Here is a 21,931-nt window from a genome sequence, read left to right on the forward strand (position 1 = left end):
CCTCATCTGGTCGACGGAGGTGGTGGATGGCGGCGTGAGCCCGGCTAGGCGACGTCAGGTCGCGTCATGAGCGGCGACCGCAGGTGCAGCGCCAGGTCGGGCCCGGTCAGTGGGACGAGATTCCAGGTCGCGGTCGCGGTGCCGGCGTGGGCGTCGGCCACCACGCGCACCCGGTGGGGCGTGGTGATGACGTACAGGTCGGCGACGAACATGTCCCCCTGCCAGGCCCCCGCCGCGACGACCGGGCGGCCGAGCGGCGCGCTCTCCCGCCACACGCTGTAGCCGACGTCGACGTCGACCTGGACGCCGAGCGACGACCCGAGCCGCACGATCCAGCCTCCGCCCGCGGGCCGGACGACCACCGAGGCCCCCTCGGGCAGTGCCGAGCCCTCGGCGGAGGCGTCGAGCCGTGCCGTGGCCGTGCGCCCGGCGTCGACCGTGCCCGTCGGCGGGGCGAACGCGAGCCGGCGCAGACGCTCGGCGAGGGCGCCGTCGTCCTCGGGGCCGTCAGCCAGGTCCAGGCCGGGCAGGAGGCACTCCCAGATCGGGTCGAGCAGGGCCTCGCCTCCGTGCCCGAGGGCGCTGGTCACGACGACCACGAGATCGTGCGCCGGGACGACCAGGCACACCTGGCCGAAGGAGCCCTCGCCCCGGTACCCGTGGCGCGACATCCAGAACTGGTAGCCGTAGCCCTGCCGCGTGTCGGGGTTGTCCGACCAGCCTTCGACCTGATGCGTCTCGACGTGGCGTCGGGTCGCGAGGTCCACCCACTCGCGCGCGACGAGCTGACGGTCGCCCCAGCGGCCGCCACGCAGCAGCAGCTCACCGAAGGCGGCGACGGCCTCCGTCGTCAGGTGCAAGCCGTGGAACCCGAAGGCGGCACCGCTGGCCACCCGGTCCCACTCGGCATGCTCGATACCCATCGGTTCGAAGATGCGCTCGTCGAGGAGCTCGGGCAGGCCCCGGCCGGTGACGCGCTCGACCATTCGGGCCAGGACGTAGGTGGTGGCGTTGTCGTAGTCGTGCCGGGTTCCTTCGACGGCGACGAACGGCACACGCAGGAATCCCCTGGTCAGGTCGTCCGGCTCCAGTGCCCAGGCCTCGGCGAGACTGTCCCCTCCGTGCCCGGTCGTCATGGACAGCAGGTGGTGCACGGTGAGCCGGCGTCCCTGCTCGGTGACGCCGGTTGGCACGTGGTCGGGCAGCACGTCCACCAGCCGGTCGTCGAGGGAGAGCAACCCGTCGCCCACGGCGAGTCCCACGGCGATCGCGGTGAACGACTTGGTCAGCGAGTAGAGCAGGTGCGGCCGCTCGGCCGCATAGGGGGCCCACCAACCCTCGGCGACCACGCTGCCGTTGCGGACGACCATGAGCGAGTGGCACGCGACGGAGTCTCGCTCGAGCCGGTCTAGCAGGGCCGTCATCGCCTGGGAGGACACGCCTGCGGCGGCAGGTGTCGTCCGTGGCAGCACACCGACGGCGGCTTGGGACCGCCGGCTCGGCGTGGGCCGACCCTGCTCGGTGCCACCGCGCCGAGCAACGCTCGGAGCGTGGGCCTGATTCGTCACGATCGACTCCTTGCGTGGCACCGAGAGACCGAGAAACGACACGACGCGTTTCCATTGAGAGTGGAGTATCGTCCCGACGCGAGACGTTGTCAACACGCTCCGTATCGTTTCCCTTAGGATCGACGGCATGCCCGACCAGAACGCACCGGCACAGCCCCCCCATCGACGGCGTAGCGAGTCGAGCCGCCGCGCGATCCTGGACGCGAGCCTGGACCTGTGCGCGCAGCACGGATACGGGCCCGTGACGGTGGAGGCGATCGCCGCGCGGGCCGGGGTCAGCAAGAAGACCATCTACCGGTGGTGGCCATCGAAGGGCGCGGTCGTGCTCGAGGCCCTCAATGACGCCGCGAACCCTGCGGCCGACTTCCCTGACAGCGGGGACCTGCGCGAGGACCTGGTCGTGCAGATGGGCGGACTCGTCCGCGGACTGCTGTCCGACCGACGCGTCGGCCGGGCTCTCGTCGGGCTGATCGCCGACACGCACCACGACCCCCGGCTCGCGCACGGCCTCGTCGACGACCTGTTCGGCCCGCGGGTCGACGACGCACGCCGCCGGCTGCTCAAGGCCCGCGACGCGGGACAGATCCGCTCGGACGCCGACCCAGATCTGCTCATCGAGCTGCTCTACGCACCGCTCTACTACCGGCTCCTGCTTCACCAGGGGACGCTGCAGGACGCCGACGAGCTCCGGGTGCTCGTCGACCATGTCCTGCGATCCTTCGCTCCCCCGTCCTGACGCCATGATGGTGCTAGGCGCATCCCCTGCATCGCCTCGGCTCCAGTTCACCCCTGAGCCGCGTCATACCTCAGGGGGACGTCCGCCCCCGGCGAATCCGCTCGTGGTCCGACGCGGGGCGCATGGCCGCACCGGCACGGTGGTGTCATGACACCTCTGCTGAGCGCGCGTGGACTGACGATGCAGTACCCCGGCGGGGTCACGCCCGCCCTGGACGCCGTGGACCTCGACATCGGCGCGGGCGAGTCGGTGGCGATCATGGGGGCCTCCGGCTCCGGCAAGACGACGCTGCTGCACTGCCTCGCGGGCATCCTGCGGCCCACCGCCGGCTTGGTGTCCTTCGCGTCGGTGCAGGGCCCGGTGCGGGTGGAGTCGCTCGACGACGGGGAGCGCTCGCGGCTGCGGCGCGAGGAGCTCGGCTTCGTGTTCCAGCAGGGCCTGCTGCTCGACGAGCTGACCGCGCTGGAGAACGTGGCCGTGGCCCGGATGCTCGCGGGGGTGCCGCGCGGCCAGGCCGAGGCCGAGGCCGCGCAGTGGCTGCAGCACCTGGGCCTGGCCGGGCTGGAGCAGCGCCGGCTCGGCGAGCTGTCCGGCGGCCAGGCGCAGCGCGTCGCGATCGCCCGCGCGCAGGTCACCGGCGCCCGGCTGATCTTCGCGGACGAGCCCACCGGGGCACTGGATTCCGCCACCTCCGTCGAGGTGCTGGACCTCCTGCTCGCCGCCACCCAGCAGGGCCGCACGCTGGTCGTCGTCACGCACGACGCCGACGTCGCGCGCCGCTGCGCCCGTACCGTCGTGCTGCGCGACGGGCGCGTCGTCTCCGACACGGCGGCCCCCGCGGCCGCCGCGAGCGCCGCCGAGGTGTCGCGATGAGCATCACCGTGCCGGCCACCGTGGCCGGGTCGCGCCCCGCCGGAGCGCTGGCCACCGCCGTGCACCTGGCGCCCCTGTTCGCGCGCCGGCGCGACGGCGACCGCCTGGCGACCGCCCTGCCGGTGGCTGCGTTCGGCGTGGTCACCGCGCTGCTGCTCGTCGTCCTGGGCGGGGCTCAGGCCTTCTTCCAGTGGGACGACGAGCTCGCCTCCACCTACGCGACCCTCGCCGTCATCGCGGTGGTGCTGCTCCTCGTGCCGCTCGCCACCGTCGGGGCGTCGGCGGCGCGGCTCGCCGCCCGCCGGCGCGACGAGCGGCTGGCATCCCTGCGCCTGCTCGGCGCGACGACCGGCACGATCACCGCCCTCACCGTCCTCGAGGCGGCCGTGACGGCGCTGCTCGGCGCCGTCCTCGGCGTCGTGCTCTACGCGGTGCTCGCGCCGCTCGTAGGGCTGCTGCACTTCCGCGGCGAGGCGCTGGGCGCGCAGATGTGGGTGCCGTGGTGGTGGCTGCCGCTCGCCGTCCTCGGGGTCGCGCTGCTGGCCGCGGCGAGCGCCGTCGTCGGGCTGCGCGCCGTGGTCGTGACGCCGCTGGGCGTGCGGACCCGCCAGCGCCCGGGCACCGCGCACTGGGTGCGCGTCGTGATCGCCGTCGGCGTGCTCGTCGTCGGGCTGGGGCTCATGCAGGTGCTGGGCGTCCTCGGGGAGATGGGCGGCATCGTCGCGATCGTCGGCACGCTCGCGGCGATCTTCGGCGGCATGCTGCTCGCCCTGGACGCCCTCGGGCCCTGGTTCGTGCGGGTGCGCGCCCGCCGGCAGGCGCGCAAGGCTCAGACGGTGCCGAGGCTGCTCGCCGCCCGGATGGTGCTCGAGGACCCGAAGGTCGCGTGGCGGCAGGTGAGCGGCGTGGCGATGACGAGCTTCGTCGGCGTCTTCGGCGCTGTCGGCCTGGCCATGGCGGACATGACCTCGACCGAGGGTATGGACCCGGACGAACGGTGGCTCATGCAGGACATCTCCACCGGCGTCCTGGTCACCGTCGCGGTGTCGTTCCTCATGGTCGCCTGCTCGGTGGGCATCAACCAGGCCGCCTCGACCCTCGACCGGGCCGCGGTGCACGTCTCGCTCGACCGGCTCGGCGTGCCGCGCGCCGTGATGGCCGAGGCCTCCCGGCGCGCGGTGATGTCGGCGCTGTGGATGGTGGCGGGCGGCTCGGCGCTGTGCGCGGCCGTGCTGCTCTTCCCGCTCGTCGGGATGGCGATCTTCATCCAGCCCGTCGCGATCGTGACCGCGCTGGCCGTCTTCGCGCTGGGCTTCCTCGCCGTGCGCGGCGCCGCAGCGCTCAGCGCCCGCCTCGTGCCGGGCATCCTCGCCCGGCCCGAGCGGGCGCTCTGAGAGCGCCGATCGAGCCTGTCGAGCGCCGGCGGGGGCTCAACCGGCAGAGCCTTCGGTCTTCTGACCGGTCTCGCGCTCCCAGGCGTCGAGCTGCTGGGTGAGCGCCCGCGCCAGCTCGAACACCTGCTGCGGCGGGATCCGCACCCGCGAGACCACCCGTCCCGGCACCACCCGGCCGGTGACCGCCCCCGTGTCGGGGTCGGTCACCGGCTGGGGCGGCTTCGTGGCCGCGACGAAGTCGATGACGAACGACGTCGACGTGTGCCACAACGACGCGAAGTCCGCCGGGACCCCTCCCTCCAGCTCGGTGGGGACGTCGATCTTGAACTTCACCTCGTTGCTCGCCATGTGCCCACTCTCGCACCGTCGGGGGGCGCGGCGCCGTCCCTGTCCGACGACGCCCGTCAGCTACTAGTCAGACAACTTCACGACTTGTATGCTCACCTTCTCCGCAGGACGACGCGAAGGAGCGCCATGCCCTACCAGCCCGACGCCATCCGGTCCGTGCAGCTCTCGACGCTCACGCTGCCGCTGGCCACCGCCATCTCCGACGCCAAGGTGTTCACCGGGCGACAGAAGCCCATGACGGAGGTGGTCTTCCTCGTCGCCGAGATCACCACCGAGCAGGGGCACGCGGGCCTCGGCTTCTCGTACTCCAAGCGCGCGGGCGGCCCGGCGCAGTACGCGCACGCGAAGGAGGTCGCCGGAGCGGCGATCGGCGAGGACCCCAGCGACATCGCCAAGCTGTACACGAAGCTGCTCTGGGCCGGGGCGTCCGTCGGCCGCTCCGGCGTCGCCACGCAGGCCCTCGCCGCGATCGACATCGCGCTCTACGACCTCAAGGCGAAGCGCGCGGGCCTGCCGCTGGCCAAGCTGCTCGGTGCGCACCGCGACTCGGTGCGCACCTACAACACCTCCGGCGGGTTCCTGCACGCGAGCATCGACGAGGTGAAGGACCGCGCGTCGCGTTCCCTCGCCGAGGGCATCGGCGGCATCAAGATCAAGGTCGGCCTGCCGGACACCCGCACCGACCTGGCCCGCGTCGAGGCGGTGCGTGAGCACCTCGGCCCCGACGTGCCGCTCATGGTCGACGCCAACCAGCAGTGGGACCGCACCACGGCGCTGCGCATGGGCCGCCGCCTCGAGCCCTACGACCTCGTGTGGATCGAGGAGCCGCTGGACGCCTACGACGCCGAGGGCCACGCCGCCCTCGCCGCCGCGCTGGACACGCCGATCGCCACCGGGGAGATGCTCGCCTCGGTGGCCGAGCACGAGCGGCTCATCGCCGCCCGGGCGTGCGACATCATCCAGCCCGACGCCCCGCGCGTCGGCGGCATCACGCAGTTCCTGCGCCTGCTCACCCTGGCCGACCAGGCAGGGCTGGACCTCGCGCCGCACTTCGCGATGGAGATCCACCTGCACCTGGCCGCCACCTACCCCCGCGAGCCGTGGGTGGAGCACTTCGACTGGCTCGACCCCCTGTTCGAGGAGCGGCTGGAGACGAAGGACGGCCGGATGCTCGTGCCGGAACGCCCCGGGCTCGGCGTGACGCTCACCGAGCAGGCGCGGGCCTGGACCACGGACAGCGTGCTGGTCGGGGCGCGGTGAGCCCGGGCCGGGGGCCGGCGGGTGGAAGCATGGGCCCATGCCCCCGACCCTGAGCGGCGCCCTGGTCGCCGCGCTGCGGGCGCGGATCGTCGACGGCGACATCGCCCCCGGCGAGAAGCTGCCCAGCGAGACCGCGCTGGCCGCCGAGCACCAGGTCAGCCGCACGGTCGTGCGCGAGGCGATCGCCCGTCTCAACCTCGAGGGCCTGGTCCACACCCGGCGCGGCAGCGGCAGCTATGCGCTGGCGCCGCCCGCCGGGCCCGACGACGCCGTGCCGGTCGCGCGCTCGCTCGAGGACCGGCTCGGCCTCGTCGACTTCCGGCTGGGCGTCGAGACACAGGCGGCCGCCCTCGCCGCGGAGCGCCGCTCGGACGCCCACCTCGACGCGCTGGCGGCCCGGCTGCGGGACCTCGACGCCGCGCACGGACACCCGGCGACGGCGATGCAGCACGACTTCGCCTTCCACCGGCTCGTCGCCGAGGCGGCCCGGAACCGGTACCTGCTGGAGGCCCTGGACCGGCTCGGCCCGCAGATGATCGCGATGCCGCGCGGCCGGCTGGACCGGCCCGGCGGAGGCTCGGCCGGCGGAGCGGCGGACGGTGTGACCGCCCCGTCACGCTTCGCCACCGTCGTCCACGAGCACCGCGCACTCCTCGAAGCCCTGACGGCGCAGGACCCGCTCGCCGCCGCGGCGGCGATGCGCGTGCACCTCGCCGGTTCGCGACGCCGGCTCCTCGACGAGACCGGCGCGAGGCGTGAGAACGGGTCCGGCCACTCCCTCAGGTGATGCATCTTCTGAATCAATCGATGCCGAACCGGTTTTAGACAGGTATCACCGGTCTCCCTAGGCTGACGGACGCTCGCCCCGGTACGGGGCTGGTTCCCAAACTCATGAACGACGGAGATCATGGTGAGACGATTCGCCGCCTTCGTAGGCGCCGCGGCCGTTCTGGCGCTCTCTGCGTGCTCAGGCGCGAGTGCGGCCGTGGAGGTCGAGCAGGCACCAACCGACAAGCAGACCTTGGAGATCTGGCAGCGCAAGTCACCCGGGGGCCCCTCGGACAAGATCGGCCAGGAGCTCGTCGCGGCATTCACGAAGGCGACCGGCATTCCCGCGACCATGACCTCGATCTCGGACGAGTTCGAGGTCAAGCTGCAGCAGCGTGCGGTTCAGCGCAACCTGCCCGACGTCGTCATCAACGACACGGCTCAGCTCGGCAACATGCAGACCCAGGGCCTCCTGCGCCAGATCGATCGGGATGCCATCGAGGGTGCTGACGACGTCAACGAGCGTGCCTGGGACGGCGCCCGCGCCTACGACGGCGACTACTACGGCGTCCCGGTGACCGCCCACACGGTGGCGCTCTTCAACCGCAAGGACTGGCGGCAGAACCTCGGTCTTGACGTACCCGAGGACTGGGACTCGCTCGTGTCGATGTGGAAGGCATACGCCGACGGCGATCCCACCGGGACGGGCGAGAAGGTGGCAGGTCTCGCCCTGCCGGGCACCACCCAGCGCGGGTACATGTCCTGGAGCACCTCGACCTACTTCTGGTCGGGCGGCGGCGAGTACTTCGAGGAGACGCCGGACGGCTACCGCTCCGCGGTCGCGACCGACGAGTCCGTGCGCGCGGCCACGTGGATCCGCGACCTCTCGTGCAAGGCCGACGTGCTGCAGCCGGGGGCCAGCAGCTATGACTCGGGGACCACCAAGGACCTCTTCAAGTCCGGCGGCGCAGGGTCGTTCCTCGTGGCTCCGTACGAGCTGGCGTCCCTCAAGGAGGCATTGGGGAGCGACCTCGAGGTGCTCACCCCGCCACCGGGTCCCGCAGGGCTCGTGACACTCGCGGAGGGCAACAACGCGTACCTGATGGCCGGCTCGGCGAACGAGACCGCGCAGGAAGAGTTCGCCGAGTTCATGATCTCCGCCCAGGGACAGGAGATCGGCATGGCCGGCGACAGGGACGGCAACATCGTCCGGCTGCCCGTCAACTCGACGGTCGACATGGCCGACACACGTGACGATCCGGACTGGAACCTGTTCCAGAAGCTCTTCGACGAAAACGGCCGCTACGTGCCCGCCGTCCCCAACTGGAACCCGTTCCTCAACGAGTCCGCCAAGACCCTCAACGCGCTCATCAGCGACTGCTCGCTCGACGTCCGATCCGAGATGGAGAAGCTCGACGACGTCTTCACGGCCGAGCTCGCCCACCAGGAGGTGCTTGCCCCGTGACCGTCCTGACCCGACCGGAGACCCCGCCCGCGACGCGGCCGGCGTCACCGCCGACCCGTCGGCGGACGTCACGTCGCGAGGGAAAAGTCTGGGTGCCCTGGCTCTTCCTCGCCCCGGCGCTCGTGCTCTTCCTGTACTTCAAGTTCATCCCGATGGGTCAGGCCGTCGTGATGAGCTTCCAGGACGTCCAGCCCTACCTGGGCAACTCGTGGGTGGGCACGGCGAACTACAGGGACCTGTTCGCGACCGACGAGTTCGTCGCGGCCCTGTGGCACACCGCGGTCATCGCCGTCTTCCAGATCACCGGGGCCCTTGTGCTCGGGTTCGCGCTCGCTCTCCTGCTCGAGGGTCAGGCACGCCGGCTGTGGTTCGTCCGCTCCGCGGCGTTCCTACCCGTCGTGGTGCCGGTCGCGGTGATCGCCGAGCTGTGGCGCATCATCTACTACCCGACCGAGGACGGGATCGCCAACCAGATCATCGGCGTCTTCCTCATGGAGCCGTCCCAGTGGATCAACTCGCCGGACTCGTCGCTGCTCTCGGTGATCCTCGTCGGGATCTGGCGGGACGCCCCCTACAACATGATCATCATCATCGCCGGTCTGGTCAGCGTCGATCGCTCGCTCTACGAGGCGTCGTCGCTCGACGGGGCCGGGTGGGTGCGTCGAGTGCGGTACGTGACGCTCCCCGCTCTGCGGCCCGTCATGGTGATCCTTCTGACCCTGGCTGCCATCCGCGCCATGCGGATCTTCACGGAGGTGTTCCTGTTGACCAACGGCGGGCCGAACGGCTCGAGCGAGGTGCTGATGACGCTCGTGTACCAGCTCGGGTTCGCGCGCAACGAGCTCGGCGTGGCCGCCGCGGGCTCGGTCGTCCTGCTCGTGGCGACGATCGTCCTGACGCTCGCCGTGCGGGTCGGCTCGAAGAGGAGGAACGCATGAACCGCAACCTCGACACCGCGCTCGGGCTCGGGTCGCAGAACCCGGTCTGGCTCAGGGCGCTCACGGCGCTCGCCTGTGCCGTCGTCGTCCTGCTCTTCGCCGGCCCGCTGGTCGCTCTGCTGGTCGGCGCGTTCTCCGGGTCGCACGACCCGTCGCACCTCTCGCTGTTCCCGACCGACCTCACGCTCGAGAACTGGAGAGCTGCGCTGGACCGCAACGTGCTGCGGTACCTCGCCAACTCCCTGATCGTCGTCGGGATCGGGCTCCTGCTCCAGATGGCGGTGTCGGTGCTCGCGGCCTACTCGTTGGCCCGCAAGAAGTTCCGTGGCGCGGGGATCGTTCTCCTCCTGATCATGGCGACGATGATGCTGCCCGAGGAGATCCTGGCGATCCCGCTCACCATCGTCCTGTCGGACCTCCCGCTGCTGCACCTCAACATCACGGACTCGCTTCCGGGGATGATCGTGCCGCTCGTCGCCTGGGGATTCGGGATCATCGTGATGGTCGAGTTCATGAAGGAGGTTCCGCGCGAGCTCGAAGAGGCGGCCCGTCTCGACGGGGCGGGCGAGTTCCGGGTGTTCTGGTCGGTGGTGCTCCCGGCGGTGACACCTGCCCTGGGGGTCATCGGGGTGTTCGGCTTCACCATGATCTGGGACCAGTACATGCTGCCGCTGCTGGTCGCTTCCGACCCGGAGAACTACACGCTCCCGCTGGCGTTGCGCAGCCTGCGGGCCGACCCGGAAGTGGGCATCGGCATCGTGCTGGTCGCCGCGACGCTGGCCATGCTGCCGTCGATCCTCGCCTTCCTCGGGTTCCAGCGTTCCTTCATGCGCGGTATCTCCTCGGGGGCGATCAAGGGATGACGATCATCGACAGCCGTATCACCGACCTGCAGGTCTACCCGCTCGCGTTCTCCGACCCGCCCCTGCTCAATGCTGCGGGCGTGCACGAGCCGCTGGCTCTGCGCACCCTCGTCCGGCTGCAGGCCGGCGACGTCGTGGCCTGGGGAGAGGGCCGCGGGGACGCGCTGCCGGCGGACGTCGTTCCCGCCCTGTGCGAGGCCGTGCTCGGCCTCGACGTGTTCGCGACGTCGCGGATCGAGGCCGCCGTCGACACGGTCCTGCGCCGGCTGCGCCCGGACCTCGGAGCACAGGCGCGGCTGGTGACGTTCGCGCCGATCGAGGTCGCGGCCCTCGACGCCCAGGGAAAGCTGCTCGAGCGGCCCGTGAGCGAGCTGCTCGGCGGTGCGCTCCGGGACCGCGTCGACTACAGCGCCTACCTCTTCTTCAAGTGGGCCGGGCACCTGGACGGCGAGCCGGACGAATGGGGCGAGGCGATGGACCCGGACGGGATCGTCGCGCAGGCGAAGCTGCTCGTCGACCGCTACGGGTTCCGGTCGTTCAAGCTCAAGGCGGGTGCGCTGCACCCCGACATCGAGGTGGAGTCGCTGCGTGCGCTCGCGGAGGCGTTCCCCGGCATGCCGCTGCGCATCGACCCCAACGGGGCGTGGACGCACCAGACCGCGCTCGAGGTGGCACACCGGACCGACGGCCTGCTCGAGTATCTCGAGGACCCGGTGCTGGGCATCGACGGGATGAGCAGGATCCACGCGGAGACCGGGGTGCCCCTCGCGACGAACATGTGCGTGGTGGAGACGGCCCACCTGCGACCCGCCGTCCGGGCGGACGCCGTGCAGGTGCTGCTCAGCGACCACCACTACTGGGGCGGGCTACGCCGTACCAAGGAGCTCGCCGCCATCTGCGAGGCGATGGACATCGGGGTGTCGATGCACTCCAACTCCCACCTGGGCATCTCCCTCGCGGCGATGACCCACGTCGCGGCGGCGATCCCCAACCTCAGCCACGCCTGCGACACCCACTTCCCCTGGAACCGTGCGGACGACGTGGTCACCGAAGGTGGGATCGAGATCGTGGACGGTGCGGTCACGGTGCCGACCGGCCCGGGACTGGGCGTCGAGGTCAACCTGGACCGGGTGGCCGAGCTCCACGAGCGGTACGTCGAGTCCGGGCACCGCACGCGCGACGACGGGGGCTACATGCGCCGGTGGGACCCGACGTTCACGGACGCGCGCCCGCGGTACTGACGGGTCGTCGTGCGCGAAGGCCCCGCCCGGCCGTCATCTCCGGGCGGGGCCTTCGCCGTGCCGGGTCAGTCGCGCCGGGTCAGCAGTGCCGAGGCCGCCGCCTCGAGCCGCGCCTCCGACAGCAGGCCGAGGTGGTAGACGTAGGCGTCGTCCACGCGGGCGAGGCCTGCCGGCCATGCGCGCCGGATCGAGTCGGGCGTGGCCGGCGGCATGGCCGAGAGGTACCCGCCAACGCGTCTGCCGGGCAGCCGATCCCGCACCGCGCCGACCGTGCCGAGATCGTCCGTCACCAGATGACCGGGCAGGACGACCCCGTCGAACGCCGTGACCGCGTCGTCCAGCGCGGTGAAGGGGCCGGTCGCCCAGAGGTCGGGTTGGGCATGGACGACGACGCGCGGGACCTGGTCGCACGCGTCCTTCACGGCGGACGCGAGACCAGACCGGGCCTCCGCCCGGGCGGCGAGAACCGCGACGGACCGGCTGACGTGGTCCTCGGTGGCGCCGTGGTGGCCGGCCTGCTCGGCCGCCAGCCCGGCCCGGACCTCGAGCCGCAGACGCGGCACGTCGACGTCGTGGTCGGCCAGGAGCCCTTGACAGGCGTCGCAGAAGCAGATCGACAGCAAATTCTCCGCCACGGGGGTCCAGTCGGCGCCCTGGGTCTTCTCGTGCCGGCCGAGGTGGCTGACACCCAACGGACCCAGGGCTTCCAGCATCAGCCCGTCGACGTCGAAGGACCGCACGACGCCGGCGACGAGCCGCCGTGCGTAGTCGCGGACGTCGGGTGCCGCCGGGCAGAGCGCGTACGGGTACCGCTCGCCGAGGACGTTCTGCACAGTGAGCTCGCGTGCGCGGTTACCAACGGGGGTGCTGTGCGTGAGCACCAGCCACGCCTCGACCCGGAGTCCCGCCTCGCGCGCGGCCCGGGCGGCGCGCAGGAAGGCTCCGGGACCGACCCACGGGGCATCGGTGCGCGGCCGCAACGTCGAGCCCGACCAGACCTCGTCGTCGAGCGGCAGGTAGTAGGCAGCGCCGGCGTCGACGACAGCACGGCGCGGGTGGAGCGGGGTGGCGGCACGCACCGAGTGGTAGGCGGCCGCGATCGCCACGCCGTCGGCGCCGGCCTCGCGAACACGACCGGTGGCCCGGGGATCGTCGAGGAGGTCCCACGGGTACGTGCAGAACGTCGCGGTCACCAGGCCACGCCGAGCGGACGCTCGCCGTCGGCGAAGGCACCGCCGATCAGCCCGTTGCCGACGTCGCCCGGGTCGGGGAACGCGTCGGCGTACCGCTCCGCGTCGTCCTGCGGCTCGTAGCCGACGGCCCGTCCCGGCGCGAGGGAGAACCAGCGTCGGGTGTTGTGCGAGACGGCCCACACAGGGTGAGCCCCCGGGGCGGCGTGCACGGCCGCGGCTTCGATCAGGCGCACGAGGTCGGGCAACGAGAGCCAGGTCGCCAACGACCGCGGCGAGGTGGGGAGCGGTTCGACGGTGCCGATGCGGGCCACCGTCAGTACCAGATCGTGCCGGTCGGCGTACGCCGAGGCCATGGCCTCCATCGCGACCTTGCTCACGCCGTAGAGGGAGTCCGGGCGTGGCGGGAGGGTCTCGACCGGCTCGTCGGGAACCGGCCAGAATCCCACCACGTGCGTCGAGCTCGCGATCAGGCCGTTCCGTACCCGCTCGTCGACCATTGCCTGCAGCAGCGTCCGAGTGCCCTCCACGTTGGCACGCGCGACGTCGGACCACGGGCGTTCACGGCTGAAGCCACCGAGGTGAACCACCATGTCCACGCCACAGACCGCGCGCCGCACCGCGTCGGCGTCGGTCAGGTCGGCCTGGACCGCGGTCTCCCCCGGTTGCGGGTCGCTCGGGACCACGTCGAGGAGGACGAGGTCTACCCCTCGATCGCGCAGCAGCGGTCGGATCCCTCGGGCCGCGGCGCCCGCCCCGCCGGTGATCAGGTACCGCGGTCGTGACGTCGTCCGGCGGTCGGCAGGTGTGATGTCAGCGCTCCTCGTCGGATGGTCCTGTGCGGCGCCCACGCCCCGCAGGCCGCTCGAGGATCGACTCTAGGGATGCGTACCATGCCTGTCCAAGGCTCGAAGGGCATCGACTGATCCAGGGAAAGCATCGAGCAAGGGATCGTGGGGAGCCGCATGTACACGCTCGAACAGGTTCGGTGCTTCGTCACCGTGGCGGAGGAGCTGCACTTCGGCCGGGCGGCCGAGCGGCTGAGCATGACCCAGCCCCCGCTGAGCCGCCAGGTGCAGAAGCTCGAGCACGCCGTCGGTGTCGCCCTGCTCGAGCGTGACAACCGGCACGTCGAGCTCACGACGGCGGGCGCGGTGTTCCTCGGGGAGGCGCGCCGGCTGCTCACTGCGGCCGATGCCGCCCCGGCGCTGGCGCGGCGCATCGCCGCAGGCCGGGCGGGGGTGCTGCGCCTGGGATTCACGGCGGCTACCGGCTTCAGCCTGCTAGGCCCCCTGGTGCAGCAGGTCGGCGAGTTGATGCCCGACGTCGACCTGGACCTGCAGGAGCTCGTCACGGTCGAGCAGATCGAGGCGATCAGGCGCGGAGAGCTGGACCTGGCGCTCGGCCGTCCGCCGTTCGACGACGCGACGTTCGCGTCCCGGCTCCTGCTGTCCGAGGATCTCGTGCTGGTGGTTCCCGACGGGCACCCGCTCGCCGGGCTCCGGCGTCCCGTCGGCACCGCCGACCTCCGCGATGTACCCCTCATCGGCCACCACCCCACGAAGGCCCGGTACTTCTACGACATGGTCGTGCGGTACGTCGACGTCGAGCACGTCAACGTGGTGCACGTCGTGAGCCAGATCCTCACGATGTGCTCCCTCGTGGCCGCGGGTCGCGGGGTGGCGTTTGTGCCGGAGTCCTCCCGGCTGCTCGGCCTGCCCGGCGTGACGTTCGTCGAGCTCGCGGACGTTCCGCACGGCGTCGTCGAGCTGCACGCCATCTGGGACCGGGGTTCCAAGAACCCCGCGCTGCACGAGTTCCTGCGCCACCTGCGGGCCGTGCACGACTGACCCCGCATCGGGGACTCGATACCCGTCGAGCATGATCCGATGCCATTCCGGGCTTGGACAGGCATCGTGAACCCTTCTTAAGTTGTCCGACGAACTGTCACCGCCGACGTCTGTCACCAGGAGGGGCCATCGTGGCCACGTACTCACCCTCGGAGCTCGCCGCCACCCTCAAGGAGGGTCTGCTGTCGTTCCCGGTCACCCCGTTCACCGCGGACGGCGAGGTCGACGACGCCCGGTACGCGGAGCACATCGCGTGGCAGACGAGCTTCGGGATCGGCGGGCTCTTCGCCGCCGGCGGCACGGGCGAGGGATTCAGCCTCACGCCGGCCGAGTCCGCACGGGTGGTGGCGCTGGCTGTCGAGGCGGCGGAGGGCGCCACCCCGGTGCTCGGCAGCGCCTCCGGCAACACCGCTCAGGCCGTCGAGAACGCGCGGGCCGCCGAGGCGGCGGGGGCCGAGGGCGTCCTGCTGCTGCCCCCGTACCTCACCGACTGCGACCAGGACGGACTGCTCGAGCACGCCTCCGCGGTGTGCGCCGCGACGAGCGTCGGCGTCATCGTCTACAACCGCGCCAACGCCGTCTACTCCGCACGGACCGTGGCCCGGCTCGCCGACCGGCACCCGAACTTCATCGGCTTCAAGGACGCCCTCGGAGACATCGAGCAGCTCACGCGCGTGGTCGCGACGAACGGCGACCGCCTCTTCTACCTCGGCGGGCTGCCCACCGCGGAGACCTTCGCGCTGCCGCTGCTGCAGCTCGGCATGAGCACCTACTCCTCGGCGATGTACAACTTCGTGCCCGAGTTCGCGCTCGAGTTCTACCGGGACGTGCGGAAGCTCGACGGTGCCGCCGTCACCGAGAAGCTCACGCGGTTCGTGCTGCCCTACCTCGACATCCGCGACCGGGCCAAGGGCTACGGCGTCTCCATCGTCAAGGGCGGCCTGCGGGCCGTCGACCGCGACCTGGGCGGCGTGCGCCCCCCGCTGCAGGACCTCACCGCCCGCGACGTCGACGACCTGCGCGCGCTCGTCGACGCCGCCGGCATCCGCCCGGCCGACGCCACCCTCGCCCGCTGACCGCCGACGCCCGCCACCCGCGCACCCCGGAGGGAAACCCCATGACCGTCACCGCCGTCCTCGCCGGGCACTCGATCGTCGCCGGGGAGCCGTTGGTCGGCGCCGCCGGCACGGCCGTCGCCCACGACCCCGCCACCGACGAGCCGCTGGAGCCCGCCTACTCGCTGCTCGCCGTCGACCAGCTCGCCCACGCCACGGCCGCCGCCGAGGAGGCCTTCGCGTCGTTCTCCGCCCTCGCCCCCGAGCCGCACGCCCGCTTCCTCGAGCGCGCCGCCGAGAACCTCGAGGCCGCCGGCTCCGCGATCGTCGCGCGCGCGATGCAGGAGACGGGCCTGCCCGAGGCCCGGCTCACGGGCGAGCTCGCACGCACCACGGGTCAGCTGCGCCTGTTCGCCGCCGTCGTGCGCCAGGGGGACCACCGCGGCGTCCGCGTCGACCCTGCCCGGCCCGACCGCGCTCCCCTGCCCCGCGCGGACATCCGCCAGCGCCAGGTCCCCGTCGGCCCCGTCGCCGTGTTCGGCGCCAGCAACTTCCCGCTCGCGTTCTCCGTGGCCGGCGGCGACACCGCCTCGGCCCTCGCGGCCGGGTGCCCGGTGGTCGTCAAGGCGCACGGCGCCCACCCGGGCACCGGCGAGCTCGTCGGGCGCGCCGTCGCCGACGCCGTCGCCGCCGAGGGACTGCACCCCGGCGTCTTCTCGCTGGTCTACGGCCCCGGGGCCCAGGTGGGGCGGGCGCTGGTGACCGACCCGGCCATCCGGGCGGTCGGGTTCACCGGCTCCCGCTCGGGCGGCCTCGCGCTCGTCGCCGCGGCCGCCGCCCGCCCCGTGCCGATCCCCGTCTACGCCGAGATGAGCTCGGTCAACCCGGTGGTCGTGCTGCCGGGGGCGCTCGACCCGGACGAGGGCGCCGACGTCGACGCCCTCGCCGCGGCGTACCTGGCGTCGGTGACCGGCTCGTCCGGCCAGCTCTGCACTGCCCCCGGGATCCTGCTGGCGCCGCGGTCCGAGCGCGGCGACGCGTTCGTCGACGCCGTCCGCCGCGCCGCCGAGGCGGCCACGGGGCAGACCATGCTCACCGCCGGCATCGCGCGGGCGTGGCACGACGGCGTGGACGCGCTCGGGGCCCAGGACGGCGTCGAGGCCGCCGGCACCGGGACCCCGGGCGCCACCCGCAACGCGCCCGCGCCGTCCGTCTTCGTCGCCGACGTCGCCACCTTCCTCGCCAACCCCGTGCTGGAGGCCGAGATCTTCGGCGCCGCGTCCCTGGTCGTGCGGTACTCGGGCGACGACGAGCTCCTCGCCGCCGTCGGCCGCCTCGAGGGGCAGCTCACCGCGACCCTCCACCTCACCGAGGCGGACGCGGCCACGGCCCGCCGCCTGCTGCCCGTGCTGGAGCGCAAGGCCGGTCGCATCCTCGCGAACGGCTGGCCGACCGGCGTCGAGGTCGGCCACGCGATGGTGCACGGCGGCCCTTTCCCCGCGACGTCGGACGGGCGGACCACGTCCGTCGGGACGCTGGCGATCGACCGGTTCCTGCGGCCCGTCGCCTACCAGGGCCTGCCGGACTACCTGCTGCCGGAGCCGGTGCGCCCGGACAACCCGTGGCGCCTCACCCGGCGCGTGGACGGCGTGCTCCGGGCGGCGGAGACGGAGGCGGCACGGTGAGCGCCCCGACCGTCGCCCGGGTGCAGGTCGTCCCTGTCGCGGGGCACGACTCGATGCTGCTCAACCTGTCCGGCGCGCACGCGCCGTTCTTCACCCGCAACATCGTGGTCGTCGAGGACTCCGACGGCCGTACCGGGCTGGGCGAGGTGCCGGGCGGGGAGAAGATCCGCGCGACGATCGAGGAGGCCGCGACCCTCGTGGTCGGGCAGCCGGTCCCGCGGCTCCGGTCCGTGCTGCGCGGGGTCTCGGCCCGGTTCGCCGGCCGGGACGCGGGCGGGCGCGGGAACCAGACCTTCGACCTGCGCACCACGGTGCACGCCGTGACCGGGCTCGAGTCCGCGCTGCTCGACCTGCACGGGCAGGACCTCGGCGTGCCGGTGGCCGAGCTGCTCGGCGAGGGCCAGCAGCGCGACGCCGTGCCGATGCTCGGCTACCTCTTCTACGTCGGCGACCCGGACGCCACCGACCTGCCGTACCTGCGCGAGCCCGACGCGCCCGACGCCTGGTCCCGGCTGCGCCGCGAGGCCGCGACGACGCCCGACGCCGTCGTCCGCCTCGCCGACGCCGCGCGGGAGCGCTACGGCTTCCGCGACTTCAAGCTCAAGGGCGGCGTGCAGGCGGGCGACCTCGAGGTGGACGCCGTCGTCGCGCTCAAGGAGCGGTTCCCCGACGCACGCATCACGCTCGACCCCAACGGCGGCTGGCTGCTCGACGACGCCGTCCGGCTCGGGCGCCGGATGCGGGGCGTCGTGGCGTACGCCGAGGACCCGTGCGGGGCCGAGGGCCGGTTCTCCGGCCGCGAGGTGATGGCCGAGTTCCGCCGGGCGACAGGGCTGCCCACCGCGACCAACATGATCGCCACGGACTGGCGCGAGCTCGGGCACGCGATCCGGTCGGACGCCGTCGACATCCCGCTGGCCGACCCGCACTTCTGGACCATGGCCGGCTCCGTCCGCGTCGCGCAGCTGTGCCACGAGCTCGGCCTCACCTGGGGCTCGCACTCCAACAACCATTTCGACGTCTCGCTCGCCATGTTCACGCACGTGGGCGCCGCCGCCCCGGGGGAGATCACCGCGCTCGACACGCACTGGATCTGGCAGGACGGGCAGGGCCTCACCACCCGGCCGCTCGAGATCTCCGGCGGCGAGATCCGGGTGCCGACCGCGCCCGGGCTCGGCGTCGAGCTCGACCCCGACCGCCTCGCCGAGGCGCACGAGCTGTACCTGGAGCACGGCCTCGGCTCGCGGGACGACGCCGTCGCGATGCAGTACCTCGTGCCCGGCTGGGAGTTCGACCCGAAGCGCCCCTGCCTGGTCCGGTAGCCCGGGGGGCGCTGCCGGGTCCGACGCCGACCGTCGCCGCGCGCACCCGCCCTGTCAGGCGCGCGCCTCGCACTCGGGGCACTGCTCGACGAACTCCTCGAGTGCCCCGTCGTGCCCGCGACACTCGAGGTGCCACCCCACGTTGGCGATCGTCATGTGGTCGGGCGGACCACCCTGTCCCCCCACCACATGGACCATCGCCGCCGCGATCCTCTGACCGCAGACCTCGCACCTGGTCGACGCCAGGTACCTGACCGTGACCATGGCCTCACGTTTGCGCTGACGCCGGATGCACGCACGGCGGGTTCACCCGCGCCGTGCGTGCCGGCCGGGGACGTCGAGGGGCATGTGCAAGGTGACGTCCGCCCGCGCCGTGGGCGCCATCGCGACCTCGGCCCGCTCCAGGTGCGCAGGACGTCGGCGGCGGGTAGGGCGTGGCGCGACGGCGCCCCGGTGGTGCGCGCGTCGCTGGCACGGTCGGCGGGGGTGCGCAAGATGGCCGCAAGGGTGCCTGAGACGCGAGAAACCCCCACCGACTCCGGACTGTGCGTCCAGGTCAGCAGGGGTTTCCGTGCTGGAGCCGCCTATCGGAATCGAACCGATGACCTATTCATTACGAGTGAATCGCTCTACCGACTGAGCTAAGGCGGCGCGCCGTCCACCGGCGTGCAGCCGGATCAACGAGCGCGCCCACAGTACCTGACGCGCGGGGCGGTCTCCAAAACCGCTGCCCACCTGCGGGACGCTTCCGCGCGACAGGGCGCGCTGACCTCCGCATACTCGTGCCCATGCAGCCCACCACGTCGCAGAGCACGGTCATCACCACGGGCCGAGGGTGGTGGTGGAAGACGCTCGTCCTCGGCGTGCTGTTGTGGGCGGTCACCGCCGCCGTCACGTTCGGCACGCAGAACTCGAACCTCATCCCGACCGTGATCCTGCTCGGCAGCTTCCTGGTGCCGTTCAGCGTGGTGCTGTTCGTCGTGGAGAAGGCGCACGGCTCGATCGACATCATGCTGCTGCTGGCGGCGTTCTTCTTCGGCGGCATCTTCGGCGTGCTGGGTGCGTCGATCCTGGAGTCGCACCTGTCGCCGTCGCTGTGGATCTACGTGGGCGTGGGCGCGATCGAGGAGGCCGTGAAGATCGCCGTGTTCCTGGTGGTCGGCGCCCGTGTGGCCGAGAAGACGGGGCTCAAGGGCGCGCTGCTCGGCGCGACCGTCGGTGCCGGGTTCGCGGCGTTCGAGTCCGCCGGCTACGCGTTCAACGCGAGCCTCACCCGCCTGGGGCAGATCGACCTCAACGCCCTGCTGCAGACCGAGGCGGTGCGCGGCCTGCTCACACCGGTCGGGCACGTGCTGTGGACCGCGATCCTGGGTGCGGCGATCTTCGGCGCGGCGTCGGCCGCCGGCAAGTACCGGTTCACCGGCGGGGTGGTGCTCGCCTATCTCACGGTGGTCGCGCTGCACGCCCTGTGGGACTCGATGGGCTTCATCTCCGCCTACCTCGCGCTCAAGGTCACGGGCGGCGTGCACTACGAGCTCGCCTACGGCCAGCTGCTGCCCGTCGCGTCCGACAACGCCTCCACCTGGTCCACCGTGTTCTACGTCGGCGGGCTGATCGTCATCTCCGTGCTGGGCGTGCTCGCCCTGCGGCACTGGTCACGCGTGCGTCGCCCCGTCGGCTGAGCCTGCCGAGACCTTCTCGCTGGTCTCGACAGGCTCGACCGGCGACGTCGCTCAGCAGGTAGCGCCGTCCTCCGGCACGTCCCCGTCCACGAGGTAGGACTCGACGGCGTCCGCCACGCACGACCGCGACGGCTGGTACGCCGTGTGCCCCTCGCCCTGGTAGGTGAGCAGCACGCCGGAGTCCAGCGTCTTCGCCAGGCCCTCGGCCCACACGTACGGGGTGGCCGGGTCGTTCGTGGTGCCGACGACGACGATGGGCGGCGCGCCCTTCGCGTGCACGTCGAACTCCCGCTCCACCTGCGGGTACTCGGCGCCGTCGCAGGTCAGCCCGCCGTAGCCGAAGAACGAGCCCATGGTCGGGGCGTCCTTCTCGATCGCGGCGGCGTCGGCCCGCATCTGGTCGACGTCAGTGGTGGCACGGTCGTCGAGGCAGTTCACCCCGCGCATCGCCTCCTCCGAGTTCGAGGAGTAGCTGCCGTCCGCGTTCCGGTCGAAGTACTGGTCGGAGAGGTAGAGCAGCACGTCGCCGGTGCCCTGGTTGATCGCCTCGTCCAGGCCCTGGGTGAGGGCCGGCCAGCTCCCCTGGTTGTAGAGCGTGACGGCGATCCCGTAGAACGCGAGGCTCTGCGTGACCGTGCGGCCGGAGCTCGACGTCTCGTACGGCCGCTCGTAGGCGTGGTCGAGCACCTGCCGGATCTGGCGCATCCCGTCGTCGACCGACCCGGTCAGCGGGCAGCTCCCGCCCGCCTGGCAGTCCTTCACGTACGCCCGCAGCGCGTTCTCGAAACCGACGGCCTGCCCGTGGGAGACCTCCTCCGAGGTGAGCGTCGTGTCGATCGCGCCGTCCAGCACGAGGCGGCCGGCGCGGTCCGGGAACAGCCCGGCGTACGTGGCGCCGAGCTGGGTGCCGTAGGAGAAGCCGAGGTAGTGCAGCGTGTCGTCGCCGAGCACCGCGCGCAGCATGTCCATGTCGCGCGCCGCGCTCTGCGTGTCCACGTGGCCGAGGACGTCGCCGGAGTTCTCCGCGCAGGCCGCGTTCCACGCCTCGTACTCGTCCGCCATCGCCTCGAGGCCGGCGTCCGTGCTCCGGTCGAAGTCCTTGGCGAGCGACTCGCCCTTGCGGGCGTCGTCGAAGCACTTGAGCGGGGTCGAGCGCTGCACGCCCCGCGGGTCGAACCCGACGATGTCGAACGCGTCCTGCAGCCGCTTGCCGAACGTCGAGCCGCCGCCCTGGGCGTCACCGCGGACGAAGTCGACGCCCGACGCGCCCGGCCCGCCGGGGTTCACCAGCAGCGAGCCCTCCGGGTCCTTGCCGTCGGCCGGGTTGCGCACCAGCGCCAGCTCGATGCTGCCCGCGTCCGCGTCCTGCCAGGACAGCGGCGCCGACGCCGTCGCGCACTGCAACCCGTCCTCGCAGTCCTCCCACTCGAGCGTCTGCCCGTAGTACTGCGCGAACCCGTCCGGAGCCTGCGACGCGGCCGGCCCGGACGCGGAACCCACGGGCGACTGCTCCTTGGCGGGCGCGGTGCACCCGGCGAGGAGGACCACCCCGGCGACGACGACGGCGGCCGCCCTGCGCAGGGTGGCGCGACGCGGCGTCGGGCGGAGGGAGGGCGTGCGGCGGGCGGTCGATCGGCGCTCGTCGGGAATCACCAGCCCAACCTACCGTCGCTCAGAACCCGAGTCGGACGTG

19 protein-coding genes and 1 tRNA gene are annotated in these 21,931 nt (G+C 72.4%); 14 read left to right on the forward strand and 6 right to left on the reverse strand.

The genetic code is table 11. The features are described 5' to 3' along the window. Positions 1-44: 44 nt before the first annotated feature. Entirely contained in the window at positions 45-1,424 is a 1,380-nt protein-coding gene (locus B5Y66_RS16465) for a serine hydrolase domain-containing protein (protein ID WP_176168909.1), read from the reverse strand. Positions 1,425-1,695: 271 nt separating this feature from the next. Between B5Y66_RS16465 and B5Y66_RS16470 the strand changes: the two genes are divergently transcribed. The 3 genes from B5Y66_RS16470 (at position 1,696) to B5Y66_RS16480 (ending at position 4,571) form a co-directional block, all read left to right on the forward strand. Beyond that, entirely contained in the window at positions 1,696-2,304 is a 609-nt protein-coding gene (locus B5Y66_RS16470) for a TetR/AcrR family transcriptional regulator (RefSeq protein WP_079575611.1), read from the forward strand. A 147-nt stretch (positions 2,305-2,451) separates the two neighbouring features. After that, positions 2,452-3,177 carry an ABC transporter ATP-binding protein gene (locus tag B5Y66_RS16475; RefSeq protein ID WP_079575612.1) on the forward strand — a complete coding sequence of 242 codons (726 nt, stop codon included), beginning with the start codon at positions 2,452-2,454 and terminating at the stop codon, positions 3,175-3,177. Continuing rightward, complete coding sequence (locus tag B5Y66_RS16480) at positions 3,174-4,571, forward strand: FtsX-like permease family protein (RefSeq protein ID WP_079575613.1); 1,398 nt, start codon at positions 3,174-3,176, stop codon at positions 4,569-4,571. Before B5Y66_RS16475 ends, B5Y66_RS16480 begins: the two co-directional genes overlap by 4 nt. A gap of 36 nt (positions 4,572-4,607) precedes the next feature. Here the strand turns inward: B5Y66_RS16480 and B5Y66_RS16485 are convergent, their stop codons facing one another. Beyond that, positions 4,608-4,919 carry a DUF3467 domain-containing protein gene (locus B5Y66_RS16485; protein WP_079575614.1) on the reverse strand — a complete coding sequence of 104 codons (312 nt, stop codon included), beginning with the start codon at positions 4,917-4,919 and terminating at the stop codon, positions 4,608-4,610. Positions 4,920-5,045: 126 nt separating this feature from the next. Between B5Y66_RS16485 and B5Y66_RS16490 the strand changes: the two genes are divergently transcribed. The 6 genes from B5Y66_RS16490 (at position 5,046) to B5Y66_RS16515 (ending at position 11,454) form a co-directional block, all read left to right on the forward strand. Further along, the gene (locus tag B5Y66_RS16490; RefSeq protein ID WP_079575615.1) at positions 5,046-6,179 is read left to right on the forward strand and encodes an L-talarate/galactarate dehydratase; all 1,134 of its coding nucleotides are present in this window, start codon (positions 5,046-5,048) and stop codon (positions 6,177-6,179) included. Between the two features lie 37 nt (positions 6,180-6,216). Next, positions 6,217-6,966 (forward strand): FadR/GntR family transcriptional regulator, encoded by a 750-nt coding sequence (locus B5Y66_RS16495; RefSeq protein WP_079575616.1) that lies wholly within the window; start codon positions 6,217-6,219, stop codon positions 6,964-6,966. A 234-nt stretch (positions 6,967-7,200) separates the two neighbouring features. Continuing rightward, the gene (locus B5Y66_RS16500) at positions 7,201-8,412 is read left to right on the forward strand and encodes a sugar ABC transporter substrate-binding protein (RefSeq protein WP_176168910.1); all 1,212 of its coding nucleotides are present in this window, start codon (positions 7,201-7,203) and stop codon (positions 8,410-8,412) included. 92 nt (positions 8,413-8,504) lie between these two features. Further along, entirely contained in the window at positions 8,505-9,350 is an 846-nt protein-coding gene (locus B5Y66_RS16505) for a carbohydrate ABC transporter permease (protein WP_245807179.1), read from the forward strand. Next, a complete protein-coding gene (locus B5Y66_RS16510) occupies positions 9,347-10,213 on the forward strand; it encodes a carbohydrate ABC transporter permease (protein WP_079575618.1) in 867 nt (288 codons plus the stop codon). Before B5Y66_RS16505 ends, B5Y66_RS16510 begins: the two co-directional genes overlap by 4 nt. Continuing rightward, a complete protein-coding gene (locus B5Y66_RS16515; RefSeq protein ID WP_079575619.1) occupies positions 10,210-11,454 on the forward strand; it encodes an enolase C-terminal domain-like protein in 1,245 nt (414 codons plus the stop codon). The genes B5Y66_RS16510 and B5Y66_RS16515 overlap by 4 nt, the downstream gene beginning before the upstream one ends. A gap of 65 nt (positions 11,455-11,519) precedes the next feature. Here B5Y66_RS16515 and B5Y66_RS16520 read toward each other — a convergent pair whose 3' ends face one another. Both B5Y66_RS16520 and B5Y66_RS16525 read right to left on the reverse strand, forming a co-directional pair. Continuing rightward, positions 11,520-12,647, reverse strand: coding sequence for a hypothetical protein (locus B5Y66_RS16520; RefSeq protein WP_079575620.1), 1,128 nt, complete (start codon positions 12,645-12,647; stop codon positions 11,520-11,522). Then, entirely contained in the window at positions 12,644-13,495 is an 852-nt protein-coding gene (locus B5Y66_RS16525) for an NAD-dependent epimerase/dehydratase family protein (RefSeq protein WP_245807180.1), read from the reverse strand. The genes B5Y66_RS16520 and B5Y66_RS16525 overlap by 4 nt, the downstream gene beginning before the upstream one ends. Before the next feature lie 114 nt (positions 13,496-13,609). Between B5Y66_RS16525 and B5Y66_RS16530 the strand changes: the two genes are divergently transcribed. The 4 genes from B5Y66_RS16530 (at position 13,610) to B5Y66_RS16545 (ending at position 18,556) form a co-directional block, all read left to right on the forward strand. Next, positions 13,610-14,494, forward strand: coding sequence for a LysR family transcriptional regulator (locus tag B5Y66_RS16530; protein WP_079575621.1), 885 nt, complete (start codon positions 13,610-13,612; stop codon positions 14,492-14,494). Between the two features lie 131 nt (positions 14,495-14,625). After that, positions 14,626-15,570, forward strand: coding sequence for a 5-dehydro-4-deoxyglucarate dehydratase (locus B5Y66_RS16535; protein WP_079575622.1), 945 nt, complete (start codon positions 14,626-14,628; stop codon positions 15,568-15,570). Between the two features lie 41 nt (positions 15,571-15,611). Then, a complete protein-coding gene (locus B5Y66_RS16540) occupies positions 15,612-17,234 on the forward strand; it encodes an aldehyde dehydrogenase (NADP(+)) (RefSeq protein WP_079575623.1) in 1,623 nt (540 codons plus the stop codon). Between the two features lie 53 nt (positions 17,235-17,287). After that, positions 17,288-18,556 (forward strand): enolase C-terminal domain-like protein, encoded by a 1,269-nt coding sequence (locus tag B5Y66_RS16545; RefSeq protein ID WP_079575991.1) that lies wholly within the window; start codon positions 17,288-17,290, stop codon positions 18,554-18,556. 575 nt (positions 18,557-19,131) lie between these two features. Here the strand turns inward: B5Y66_RS16545 and B5Y66_RS16555 are convergent. Further along, a tRNA-Thr gene (locus B5Y66_RS16555) sits at positions 19,132-19,207 on the reverse strand. A gap of 137 nt (positions 19,208-19,344) precedes the next feature. Between B5Y66_RS16555 and B5Y66_RS16560 the strand changes: the two genes are divergently transcribed. Next, positions 19,345-20,238: a PrsW family intramembrane metalloprotease gene (locus B5Y66_RS16560; RefSeq protein ID WP_079575625.1), complete on the forward strand. Its 894-nt coding sequence runs from the start codon at positions 19,345-19,347 to the stop codon at positions 20,236-20,238. Between the two features lie 51 nt (positions 20,239-20,289). Here the strand turns inward: B5Y66_RS16560 and B5Y66_RS16565 are convergent, their stop codons facing one another. Continuing rightward, a complete protein-coding gene (locus B5Y66_RS16565; RefSeq protein WP_245807181.1) occupies positions 20,290-21,891 on the reverse strand; it encodes an alpha/beta hydrolase in 1,602 nt (533 codons plus the stop codon). Positions 21,892-21,931 lie beyond the last annotated feature (40 nt).

The sequence above is a fragment of the Krasilnikoviella flava genome, assembly GCF_900167525.1.
GTDB classification, from domain to species: Bacteria; Actinomycetota; Actinomycetes; order Actinomycetales; family Cellulomonadaceae; genus Isoptericola; species Isoptericola flavus.

What these genes read in the sequence shown, in the direction of transcription:
- B5Y66_RS16495 (WP_079575616.1), top strand. Translation starts at nt 6,217, where the DNA reads ATGCCCCCGACCCTGAGCGGCGCCCTGGTCGCCGCGCTGCGGGCGCGG.
- B5Y66_RS16475 (WP_079575612.1), top strand. Translation starts at nt 2,452, where the DNA reads ATGACACCTCTGCTGAGCGCGCGTGGACTGACGATGCAGTACCCCGGC.
- B5Y66_RS16530 (WP_079575621.1), top strand. Translation starts at nt 13,610, where the DNA reads ATGTACACGCTCGAACAGGTTCGGTGCTTCGTCACCGTGGCGGAGGAG.
- B5Y66_RS16515 (WP_079575619.1), top strand. Translation starts at nt 10,210, where the DNA reads ATGACGATCATCGACAGCCGTATCACCGACCTGCAGGTCTACCCGCTC.
- B5Y66_RS16485 (WP_079575614.1), bottom strand. Translation starts at nt 4,919, where the DNA reads ATGGCGAGCAACGAGGTGAAGTTCAAGATCGACGTCCCCACCGAGCTG.
- B5Y66_RS16490 (WP_079575615.1), top strand. Translation starts at nt 5,046, where the DNA reads ATGCCCTACCAGCCCGACGCCATCCGGTCCGTGCAGCTCTCGACGCTC.
- B5Y66_RS16545 (WP_079575991.1), top strand. Translation starts at nt 17,288, where the DNA reads ATGCTGCTCAACCTGTCCGGCGCGCACGCGCCGTTCTTCACCCGCAAC.
- B5Y66_RS16470 (WP_079575611.1), top strand. Translation starts at nt 1,696, where the DNA reads ATGCCCGACCAGAACGCACCGGCACAGCCCCCCCATCGACGGCGTAGC.
- B5Y66_RS16540 (WP_079575623.1), top strand. Translation starts at nt 15,612, where the DNA reads ATGACCGTCACCGCCGTCCTCGCCGGGCACTCGATCGTCGCCGGGGAG.
- B5Y66_RS16465 (WP_176168909.1), bottom strand. Translation starts at nt 1,424, where the DNA reads ATGACGGCCCTGCTAGACCGGCTCGAGCGAGACTCCGTCGCGTGCCAC.
- B5Y66_RS16560 (WP_079575625.1), top strand. Translation starts at nt 19,345, where the DNA reads ATGCAGCCCACCACGTCGCAGAGCACGGTCATCACCACGGGCCGAGGG.
- B5Y66_RS16480 (WP_079575613.1), top strand. Translation starts at nt 3,174, where the DNA reads ATGAGCATCACCGTGCCGGCCACCGTGGCCGGGTCGCGCCCCGCCGGA.
- B5Y66_RS16510 (WP_079575618.1), top strand. Translation starts at nt 9,347, where the DNA reads ATGAACCGCAACCTCGACACCGCGCTCGGGCTCGGGTCGCAGAACCCG.